At 60.3% G+C, this 10,292-nt stretch carries 11 protein-coding genes; 5 read left to right on the forward strand and 6 right to left on the reverse strand.

Annotated features, from left to right (window positions below):
- The first annotated feature begins 58 nt into the window (after positions 1 to 58).
- The 3 genes from EOA27_RS08695 (at position 59) to EOA27_RS08705 (ending at position 2,715) form a co-directional block, all read left to right on the forward strand.
- Positions 59 to 1,429, forward strand: coding sequence for an ABC transporter substrate-binding protein (locus tag EOA27_RS08695; protein WP_348639279.1), 1,371 nt, complete (start codon positions 59 to 61; stop codon positions 1,427 to 1,429).
- A 123-nt stretch (positions 1,430 to 1,552) separates the two neighbouring features.
- Positions 1,553 to 1,732 carry a hypothetical protein gene (locus EOA27_RS08700; RefSeq protein WP_126079112.1) on the forward strand — a complete coding sequence of 60 codons (180 nt, stop codon included), beginning with the start codon at positions 1,553 to 1,555 and terminating at the stop codon, positions 1,730 to 1,732.
- Positions 1,717 to 2,715, forward strand: coding sequence for a phosphatase PAP2 family protein (locus EOA27_RS08705; protein ID WP_189353934.1), 999 nt, complete (start codon positions 1,717 to 1,719; stop codon positions 2,713 to 2,715). The genes EOA27_RS08700 and EOA27_RS08705 overlap by 16 nt, the downstream gene beginning before the upstream one ends.
- Positions 2,716 to 2,732: 17 nt before the next feature.
- On the opposite strand, the gene EOA27_RS08710 is transcribed toward EOA27_RS08705, so the two are convergent.
- From EOA27_RS08710 to EOA27_RS08735, 6 genes are read right to left on the reverse strand one after another with little or no spacing between them, the layout of a single operon-like run.
- Positions 2,733 to 3,803, reverse strand: coding sequence for a phosphatase PAP2 family protein (locus tag EOA27_RS08710; RefSeq protein ID WP_126079114.1), 1,071 nt, complete (start codon positions 3,801 to 3,803; stop codon positions 2,733 to 2,735).
- A 24-nt stretch (positions 3,804 to 3,827) separates the two neighbouring features.
- The gene (locus EOA27_RS08715) at positions 3,828 to 4,373 is read right to left on the reverse strand and encodes a prepilin peptidase (protein ID WP_126079115.1); all 546 of its coding nucleotides are present in this window, start codon (positions 4,371 to 4,373) and stop codon (positions 3,828 to 3,830) included.
- On the reverse strand, positions 4,370 to 4,921 hold the full coding sequence (locus EOA27_RS08720; RefSeq protein WP_189343242.1) for a tetratricopeptide repeat protein: 552 nt from the start codon (positions 4,919 to 4,921) through the stop codon (positions 4,370 to 4,372). The genes EOA27_RS08715 and EOA27_RS08720 overlap by 4 nt, the downstream gene beginning before the upstream one ends.
- Before the next feature lie 53 nt (positions 4,922 to 4,974).
- The gene (locus tag EOA27_RS08725; RefSeq protein ID WP_189343243.1) at positions 4,975 to 5,931 is read right to left on the reverse strand and encodes a type II secretion system F family protein; all 957 of its coding nucleotides are present in this window, start codon (positions 5,929 to 5,931) and stop codon (positions 4,975 to 4,977) included.
- 8 nt (positions 5,932 to 5,939) lie between these two features.
- Positions 5,940 to 6,911 (reverse strand): type II secretion system F family protein, encoded by a 972-nt coding sequence (locus tag EOA27_RS08730; protein WP_126079116.1) that lies wholly within the window; start codon positions 6,909 to 6,911, stop codon positions 5,940 to 5,942.
- Positions 6,911 to 8,296 (reverse strand): CpaF family protein, encoded by a 1,386-nt coding sequence (locus tag EOA27_RS08735; RefSeq protein WP_127255966.1) that lies wholly within the window; start codon positions 8,294 to 8,296, stop codon positions 6,911 to 6,913. The genes EOA27_RS08730 and EOA27_RS08735 overlap by 1 nt, the downstream gene beginning before the upstream one ends.
- A gap of 497 nt (positions 8,297 to 8,793) precedes the next feature.
- Here EOA27_RS08735 and EOA27_RS08740 point away from each other — a divergent pair, with 497 nt between their 5' ends.
- Positions 8,794 to 9,006 carry a Flp family type IVb pilin gene (locus EOA27_RS08740; RefSeq protein ID WP_126079118.1) on the forward strand — a complete coding sequence of 71 codons (213 nt, stop codon included), beginning with the start codon at positions 8,794 to 8,796 and terminating at the stop codon, positions 9,004 to 9,006.
- Positions 9,007 to 9,101: 95 nt separating this feature from the next.
- A complete protein-coding gene (gene cpaB / locus EOA27_RS08745; protein ID WP_126079119.1) occupies positions 9,102 to 10,130 on the forward strand; it encodes a Flp pilus assembly protein CpaB in 1,029 nt (342 codons plus the stop codon).
- The last annotated feature ends 162 nt before the right edge of the window (positions 10,131 to 10,292 follow it).

Raw genomic sequence — 10,292 nt, forward strand, 5'->3', positions numbered from 1 at the left:
CCGCATGGTCGAGTACATGCACTGAGCTGACGGGCGTGCGCCGCGCCGACCGTTTGCAATGATGACGATGCAAGCCCGGGCGGACGCCTCGGCGACCGCGCGGCCGGCTGCCGCGCATGCCGGCAGGACGCCGCCAACTGATCTCCGACGCGAGCGTTGGCGGGCCATGGCGCTCGCCCTTGCAGTCTCGGCGGCAGCGTCTGGATGCCAGTCCAAGAGCGGCGCGTCGGACGTGCTCGATCCGTCGGCGATCGCGGCGCCGGCTGGCCGGGCGGGCGCCGCCGCGGCGCAGCAGGCAAGCAGCGCGGCCCCTGGCAACCCGGCCGCCGCGGCACAGGGCGCCGGAACCGCGACCAGCGCGACGTCGAGCGGCCCGACCTCGGCCGTGGCAGCGAAGGCCAACCTGACGCTCGGCACGGGGCCGACCAAGGTGACCATGCTGCTGCCGCTTTCGGCGCCCGAAAGCACCGGCGAGAACGGCCGGAAGATGTATGACGGCGCGCGGCTCGCAATGGCCGATCTCGGCGACAAGCTTTTGACGCTGACGATCCAGGATACGCGCGGCGACAGCGGCTACGCCAAGGACCTCGCGGTGAAGGCGATCACCTCGGGCACGGCCAAGGTCGTCCTCGGCCCCTCCGAGCTTGCGGCCGCGCAGCACCTTGCCAAGCTCTCCGGCTCCAAGCGGCCGCCGGTGCTGGCGCTGGCCGACAATTTCGCCGGCGGCCCCGGCGTCTATTCCGTGCGGCTCAGCGAAGCCGATAGTGCCGCGGCCGGCGCGGCGGCAATCGCCGGCAAGGGCGCCAGGAAATTCGTGCTGATGGTGCCGGCGGGCGCGAATTCAAGCGCCGTCGAATCCCGGGTGGCCAACGCGCTCAGCATCTATGGCGCCACGCTTGCGGTGACGCTGCCCTATTCGCCGACGGATGGCGGCGCCAAGGTGGTGTCCGACATGGGCTCGCTGGTTGAGGCGCCGGATGCCGTGGTCGTCGCCTGCGGCGACGGCAGCCCGGCCGCCGTGCTTGCGGCGCTGAAGGCCAAGGGCATTCCCGGCAAGACGGTGACGCTGATCGGCACCGACCGCTGGCTCGAGCGCCCGATGGATCCGCTCTATGAGGGCGCCTATATCGCCACGCTCGACCAGAGCGAGACCGGGCCGATCGCCGACCGCTTCAAGGCGACCTACAACTACCAGCCAGACGTCAACGTGGCCTATGCCTACGACATGGTGGCGCTGAGCGCGGGCATAGCGAGCTCCGCCGGCCCCGACGGCTTCAGCAAGCAGGTGCTGGAAAACGCGATCGGCTTCCGCGGCTCGACCGGCCTGTTCCGCTTCCGCAGCGACGGCTCAAGCCAAAGGTCTATGCCGTTTTTCAAGTTGGAGAAGGGCCAGCTGAAGCTGGTAGAGAAGCAGACGTCGGGGTTTTGAGAGCAATTCCAGGAAAAGTGCGCAGCGGTTTGCTGTCCGGATTGCTTAAAAACAAAGAGCTAGAGCGGGTTGGCGATTCCATCAAACGCTGAATCGCTCTAAAATCGGGCTCTGGGGGTCTCGTTGGGTTTTCTTCGAACGCTTCTCATTTTGGCTGTTGTGGGCGCGGTGGCGGCTGGCGCGGTGGCCCTCACCGAACGCTTCATATTCGACTCGCCCAAACCAGCCGTTTCGGGCGAGCCGCCGCCTTTGCCCGTCATCAAGAAAAAGCCGGTGCGGCAATGGAAATGGCGCCTGACATAGCTGCCGAACAATCAAGGTTCTCGGTCTCCGCAAAGCTCGCGGTTGCTTGCCTGTGCTATGCCGGGCTTGCGGCCTATCTGTACCCCGATACCTATTTCGCCGCGCTGGGCACCTTCAGGCTCCTGCTGCTTTATCTGTTGCTGCCCTTTCTGATCCTGATCGGGCTGATCGTCGCAGCAGTCGTCAGCCAACCACGGGCCCCGGCAAGCTGGCTGCTGCACAAACTCGCATCGCGAGGCGTCGGAGCGGCATCAACGCTTGGGGTCTTCATACTTTGTCTGGCTGCATTCACTGCCTATAAGCATGAATTCTCGCAGATGGTGCCGTTCTTCGCCGATCAATTCCTGGCAAGGATCGACGCTGACCTGCATTTCGGCGATCCGTGGAGATGGGCGCGCGCCCTGCCGGTTCCAGGCATCGCGGATCGAGCGCTCTACATTCTGTATTCGCAGCTTTGGTTCGTCGTGCTTGCCACCGTCGTCGTCGTGGCGGCCTGGCTGGACGATGCATCGAAGCGCCAGCGCTATTTCCTGTCGCTTATCACCACCGCAGTCGTTCTGGGTGTGATCGTGAGACTGGCCGCTTCATCGGCAGGACCGATCTTCTATGATCGGCTGTTCGATCCAGACAGATTCGAGGACCTTATCCGATCGCTCAAGGCAAGCGATTCCGGACCGGACACCCTGCTGATCACCGATCACCTGTATGCGTCGTATACGACCCACAGAGCCTCGATAGGGACAGGCATTTCGGCGATGCCCAGCTTCCACGTGGCTATTGCCGTGCTGAACGCCCTTTTCCTTTCAAGCCTCAATCGACGGGTCGGCGCTTTAGCGTGGACCTATGCCGGCGTGATCCTCTTCGGGTCGGTCTATTTCGGCTGGCACTATGCCATCGATGGTTATTTCTCGATCATCGCGACCGTTCTGATATGGCGCTATAGCGGGCAGCGCATCGGGGATGGCGCTATGCCGTCGACATAAGCGGCTTGAAGGCAGGGTCAGCCGAAATCGGCACCGGATCTCACATATTTGTCGGCAGACAGGCTTAACGCCCTTTGAAGCCATCGGACGAAGATCCAGATGGCTAGCGTCAATAGCATAGACGCGTACCCATCGACGGCGTAGTGCCAGGCCAAATGCACTGAACCCAATTGAATGCAGAGCAAGAAGATCAGGCCAACCCACCGCAGCACTCGACCAAAGCGCCACAAGTAAATTGCGTTGAGGGTAGCCACCGCCACATGCACAGATGGAAAGGCCGAAATGCCGCTACCCAAGCGAGGGCCATCAAGGCTGGCGTCGGCCAACAGGTAATTCTGGGTGTCCAACGCCAAGACAGGGTAGGTAATATTAGTCGTCCGAAGGTAGTCCATCAGGGGAGAAAACGTGCTGTCGCTGTAAAATGGCGAAACGAATGCCGGTCCAACCGATGCGAAGGCCGCCGCCAAGACATTGCCGAGCAGCACCCAACTCAGGATGAACGTGACCAAAAACTGGGAACGCAGCCGCTCGTTCCCGGTGGAAAAAACGACGCAAAACAGAACGATGAAAACCTCTGCGAACCAGAGATTGTAAAGAACGTTCAGTGAAAAGGTGACGGGGCCAAAGCCGAGGATAGGATGAAAAAACCTCCAGGCTTCGATCCCGCCATGAATTGCCCTGTCGACCGCGGTCAGGCCCGGGTCGGCATAGAATGGCTGGATCTTGCCGATGCCTCCCTTGATGCTGGTGAACACCGAGAAAAAGATCGGGAAGACGAGCGCAACCGGCAATCCGACTATAATTCGGTCCGCCAGCCTGTTGGAAATCATAAGATTCCTTATGGCGCGCAACGGCTCCGCTGGCCGCTCAATGAGCAACCGACCGGAAACCATGACAACAAGAATGAGAGTTACTACGGACCCAAAAAACAGGAAATTTTTGTTGTATAATTTTACATCGATGGCAATTTTCCAATGCACCGCAGCGATAAGCGCGACAAGGATATAGGTAATTACCGTCAAGAAGAAGAATTGATTGGCGCGCCACACCGCCGAACTGCTGCGAGCCGCCAGCCTCGCTATTGACATGGAAGGACCCCGCGGACCTAAACGCTAGTTAAGCTGCTGCAGTTCTCCCGAGCTGCTGGCCAGCATCACACCGCCATAGACCTGGAACAGGATCGCGCAGATCGCGGCGGCCGAGATCGGCACGCCGAACGGCACGACGCCTTTCCTGTCCATGTGCTGGACATAGAGACGGAACGCGCCCGCCGGCAGGAGAAAGGGGTTCTTGACCAATGCCGCGGTTGCCAGCGCGAAGACCAGCAGGAAAATCGTGAACACGACAAGGCCGTTTCCGCCAATCAGAAGCGGCACCGCCGCCATCAGCTTCACGTCGCCGGCGCCGAGCTTGCGCAGGACCCAGAATGGAAACAGCGCCACGAACAGCAGCACGCAGCCGATCGCGCTCAGGCCCATGTCCCACCATGATCCGCTCTGCACGGACACGAGCTGGAGTGAGCCGAGACCGAGGCATATCAGCAGCAGCACGTCACGGTTGGCAATCTTCTGCGTCGTGAAATCGGTCCAGGCGATCCTGCCGAGGAGCGGGATGGCCAGCGCCCTGAGCAACAGCGACGCGGCGAGCAAAAGGCTCATGACCGCTCGATGTTCCGCACGCTTGACGACAGAAGCTTCAGATTGTTGGCCACGGTCGGATCGTTGGGCGCGAGCTCGTAGGCCTTGAGGAAATTCGTTCGCGCCTCCTGCAGCTTGCCGCGCAGCAGATAGGAGTAGCCGAGATTGTTGTAGTATTCCGGCGTCGCGCCGAGCAGCTTGAAGGCTCGGCTATAGGCCAAATCGGAGAGATCGAAGCGGCGGATGCGATCACAGGAGGCGGCAAGGCCCAGCCAGGCAACGCCGTCATTCGGCGCCAGCCGGGTCGCCTTGTAGAACAGCGCACCAGCATTGCCGTAGTTTTCGGAGCGGAACTGGGTCTTGGCCTCGGTGATGGCCTGATCGGAGGCGTAGTAGTCGACATCGCTGATGGTCTTCAGGCCGTCGAAGGTATCGCCAAAAGCTGTGTAGTCGCCCTTGGCGGGTTCGTTGGTGCGCACGACCCCGCCCGTGGTGTCGGTCGACTGACAACCAGCAAGCATGACCAGCAGCACACCGGCTGCGGCGGCTAGGCGCATCGGCTTTGTCATCTTGTGCCCCAAGAAGCCCTCCGACTCAATTTAGAACCTAATCATATGACGGTTCAGAAGAAAATGCCCCTCATGCGAATGATGACCGGTAGCATGATCACCATCATCACCACAGGGAAAATGCAAAGCCCCAGCGGAATCATCATTTTGACCGGCAAGGAATTGGCACGCTCCTCGGCCTGAAGAACGCGCTGGTCGCGCATCTCGGCGCTGTAGACGCGCAAAGCATCGGTCAGGCTGGTGCCCAGTTCTTCCGATTGCCGGAACAGCACCGCCAAGGCCTTTGCCTCATCCAGGCCGATGCGATCGGCAAGCTCGCGTAGCGCCTCACGCAGCGGCTTGCCGGCGCGCAATTGCAGATTCATGATCGAGAGCTGGATGCCAAGCCACTTATGGGTACCGGCCAGTTCGTGGCTGACCCGCTCGACCGCCGCCTCGAGGCTCATGCCCGCGTCGGCGCAGGTGATCATCATATCCATGAAATCCGGAAAGGCGCGACGATAGATTTTCTTTTGCGTATTCTCGAACCGGTCGAGCATGATGCTCGGGATGACGATACAGCCGAGACCAATCAGGCCAGCGCCGGCGAAAGTGAAGAAGCCGGGCAATTTCGATGGTAAGACGTTCGATAGAAGCGCGTACATCACCAGAAAACCTGTGGCGACAGCAGCGAGACGACTGAGCGTGTAAATTAAAGGCGCACTCTTCTGATAGAAGCCGGCGCGGAACAGTTTTGCCTCAAGCGCATCCGGCTGCCTGTGTTCCTTTTCGACAGCTTTGAAATAGGCCTCGATCGGTTTCTGCGCCGCAAGCCTGGCGCGCTCGTCCCGGGCCAGTATGGATCGCGGGTCGACTGAGCGCTCACCCAAAAGGCTGTCCGAAACAAGCTTACGAGTCTGCATTGCAGGCATGAGGACCAGCGCCGCGAACAGGAACAAAGCCACCGCCGCCGCGAAGACGGCAAGGGAGACCAGAAAGGTCAGATCGTTAATGTTCGAAAGCAGGCTCATGGCCACCCCTAAAAATCGAAGTTGACCATCCGATACATAATGTAATCACCAAGCAACGCCCAAAAACCGAAGACGGTGAATATCGGGACGATAGCCGGACTGTGCCAGACCTTTCCATAGAAAGAGGGCGCAATGACCTGCAGTATCAGAAACATTGCAACCGGGAAAAACGAGATTATCCATGCGGAAACTCGCCCTTCGGCTGAGAGCGCTCTGATCTTCAGCCGCAATTTCTGCCGCTCACGAAGGACGGATGAAAGATTGGCGAGAATTTCGGTGAGATTGCCGCCGGTTTTCGACTGGATCGAAAGAGAAACCGTCAGCAAATGCAATCCTTCGAAACCCACTCGTTCCGACAGCTTTTTTACAGCCTGCTCCATGCTGAGCCCGAAAGTGATTTCGTCGGCAACTATGCCAAATTCCGTCCCGAGCGGGTCAGCCATTTCGCGGGCGACGAGACCTATGGCAACGGAGGCGGGGTGCCCTGCGCGCAGCGAACGAACGATCATGTCCAGGGCATCGGGGAGCTGCTTGGCGAACTTTTCGATTCGCTTGTTGCGCGCGCGCCGAAGGACAACAAGGGGCAGAGCAAGACCCACGATCAAAAACGCGATCAGAGCCGCGACAACCGAAAAGCCGAAAAGCAGTGTCAGCGTCAGCGCAATCGCCAACCCGGCGAGCAGGAATACCGCCGCGAAAATCAGCGGGTTCCCGGTGATGCCGGATTGCGTATAGAGCCGGTTCAACCAAACGAAACCGAAGACAAAGTCTCCGGACTCGGTCAGGCCGCGTTCACGCAGCAAGCTCTTCAACGTCTTTTCCGCCGGCGCTTCGTCAGCCAGGCGACGTAGCCTGTAATTGACCGCGGCGAAACGTGAGCGCCGACTGGTCAGTGAAAGATAGAAAGCTTCACCGGCCAGAATGACAGACGCCGCTGCAACGGCGTAGATAAAATAGAGTAGCGCCTGTCCTGTGAGCATTACAGCGCCACCTGCGGGTTAAAGGCGTCCTTGGCAAAGTGGAGACCAAGCGTCGCGGCCTCCGACGCGAAGCGTGGACGCACGCCGGTCGCACGGAAATCACCAATGATCGATCCGTCGGCGGTCACGTCACGCCTGACGAAATGATAGATTTCCTGCAATTGGACGACATTCCCCTCCATGCCGGTGATCTCTGAAATCGAGATCACGCGCCGCCCACCATCGGAAAGGCGTTGCGTCTGCACGATGATGTCGATGGCGGAAGCGATCTGAGCCCGGATGGATTCGTGGGTCATCGGCATGCCGGCCATGCCAACCATCTGCTCCAGGCGCGAGATGGCATCACGCGGGGTGTTGGCATGGATTGTGGTCATCGAGCCTTCATGGCCGGTGTTCATGGCCTGCAGCATGTCGAAGGCTTCCTCGCCGCGCACCTCGCCGACGATGATGCGGTCGGGGCGCATGCGCAGCGCATTCTTCACCAGCTCGCGCTGGCGGATCTCGCCCTTGCCCTCAACATTGGGCGGGCGCGTTTCCAGCCGGCCGACATGCGGCTGCTGCAGCTGCAATTCCGCCGCGTCCTCAATGGTGACCAGGCGTTCCTTGGCCGGGATATGGCTGGACAGCGCGTTGAGAAGCGTCGTCTTGCCGCTGCCGGTGCCGCCCGAAACCAGGATCGACTTGCGCGCCTGCACCGCGATCTTGAGCATGTCGATCATCGGCTGGCGGATCGAATTGAATGCCATCAGGCGTTCCAGCGAGTAAGGGTTCTTCGAAAATTTGCGGATCGAGACCAGCGGGCCGTCGACAGAGACCGGCCGCACGGCGATGTTGACGCGCGAGCCGTCCGCCAGGCGCGCATCCGCCATCGGCGCTGATTCGTCGACGCGGCGGCCGATGGCCGAGACGATCTTGTTGATGATGCGCAGCAGATGCGCCTCGTCACGGAAACGGATGGAGGTTTCCTCGATGATGCCGCGGCGTTCGATGAAGACGCGCTCATGCGTGTTGATCATGATGTCGGTGATCGAGTCGTCCTTCAGCAGCGGCTCGATGGGACCAAGGCCCAGCATCTCATCGGCCGTGTCGCTGGTCAGCTGATCGAGCTCCCGGGCATTCAAGGGCACGTTGCGGCCGCGGACGAACTCGCGCACGATCGGCCGGATCTCATTCAGGATCTCGTCCTTCGACGCATTTTCCAGCGCGGTCAGATTAAAGCGGTCGATAAGATGGCGATGCAGCTCGACCTTGAGGGTCAGGAAATCATCGCCCTGCGGCTCCGCTTCGGCTGCGGGAGCCGTGGCCGCTCCATTCGGCGCGGCGGCGATGATCGGCGCCAACGACGTGTTGTGTTCGTTCGGCCCTTTGATGAAGCGACCCAGCATGCCGCTTACCCCCTTATATTTTCCCCAGCGCGAAACTAAGCGTTAACCACGGGGGGCACAAGCGGCTTGGAGGACACACTAAAGGTATTACTTGCGACATAGTTAAGAAATCAAAGTCTGATAAATCGTTCTATTTTTCGTTTGCTTCGCGAACATGGACCAAAGTCCTAAGACCTTTGACGACTCCCGCGGAGTCGCCCTGCTAACCCACTTAATATAAACGGATATGTCGTGCTTCTAATGTGGCAGCCACTGGCCACGGGCGTGGCATAATTGTGAATGAATGGTTAAGATGACTTGAAAAACGAGCCGAATCAAGCTGTTGTCGAAATTGGGAAAGTCTCAAATCGAGTATTGGAGGGTTAAGGAACTGTTAATCCGTTTGACTCGGCTTTTTCGTGCGACCTAGGATTGAACGTGACGGGGGATGCTTGGGTTTGGGGTTCATTCCTTTGCTCTGTCTCGTCGGGTTCAAACCTCCAAAGGGAGAAATTGGCATGAAAAAGCTCATGACGATGACCCGGCAGTTCCGCGACGATGAAAACGGCGCTGCTATGGTCGAATATTCGATCCTGATCGGCATCATCGCGGTCGCGGCGATCGGAATCATCATCGGCATCGGCGGTTGGGTCACGGGTCGCTTCACCCAACTGTGCACCGCCATGGATAACTCGGGCGTCGGCTCCTGCGCTAGCGGCGCCGGTTCTTGATCGCTTGATCAACATCAGGCCCGGGCTATGCAATCCGGGCCTGAACTTAAGTGATGGCGGGGCGAATCCCGCATTATTGGCTCGGGGCTTGGGTTATGCGCGCCAACACACTCATCATGATCGTTCTCGCCGGCATATTCGGTGTGCTGGCGGTTGTCCTCGTCAACATTTGGCTGGCCGGCCAGCGCAACGCACTGGCCCAATCGAACGGCGTGCAAGCAAGCAGCGTCGTGGTCGCGGCCATGCCGCTGAAATTCGGCGACGCGCTCAGCGCGGACAAGCTGCGCGAAATTCCTTGGCCGGCGGGGGCGGTTCCGGCGGGCTCGTTCAAGACCGTCAAAGAGGCGATGGCCGGCAGCGGCGCGCGCCAAGCGCTCCAAGCGATCAGCGCCAATGAACCTATTCTTGCGACCAAGATCACCGGCCCGGGCCAGCGTGCTACATTGTCGGCGGTGCTTAGCGAGGGCATGAAGGCGGTCTCCATCCGCGTCAACGACGTGCTCGGTGTCGCGGGCTTTGTTTTTCCGGGCGACAGGGTCGACGTATTGCTGACCCGCACCACACGCGGCGAAGATGGCGCCGACAAAAGCTTCGTCGATGTTCTGCTGCAAAGCGTGAAAGTGCTTGCCGTCGACCAGGTCGCCGATGAAAGCAAGGACAACCCGCAGGTCGTAAAGGCCGTCACGGTCGAAGTCAGCACCAAGGACGCCCAGAAGCTGACGCTCGCGGCGGGCGCGGGGCAGTTGTCACTGGCGTTGCGCCAGGCTGCCGGCAGCAGGGGCGAGGTTAATGAGAGGGTGACACTTGCGGACTTGACCGGCGACACGCCGGAGGATGTCGCCAAGCGCCAGGCCGAGCTTGACAGGCAGGCCGCCGAAGAAGCGGCGCGCAAGCAGGCCGACGAGAAGATCGATGGCCTGGCCAAGGCGGTGGAACGAGTCGGCAGCCAGATCGATCAGATGAGCAAGGCAAAGCCGGTCACGGTCGTGGCCGCCGCACCTCAGGCGCAGCCGCAAGTGAAAGAAGTGATCAAATACGTCCAGCCGGAGCCGCCGAAGCAAGCGACGGTCGGCGTGTTCCGGGGCATCAAGCTGGAAACATACGAGGTGCCGCGACAAGACTGACGAAGGTCGGCGCGGCGGGCTGCCAAGGGCAGCAAACGGGGAGACGGGGAATGCAGGGGTTTTGGCTCAGGATAGTGGCGGTCGCGCTATCCTTCGTGGTTGCACCGGCGATGCTTGGCCATTCGGCCAGGGCTGCCGACCGCTTCATCGACGTGTCGAGCC

The sequence above is a fragment of the Mesorhizobium sp. M2A.F.Ca.ET.037.01.1.1 genome (genome assembly GCF_003998075.1).
Taxonomy (GTDB): domain Bacteria; phylum Pseudomonadota; class Alphaproteobacteria; order Rhizobiales; family Rhizobiaceae; genus Mesorhizobium.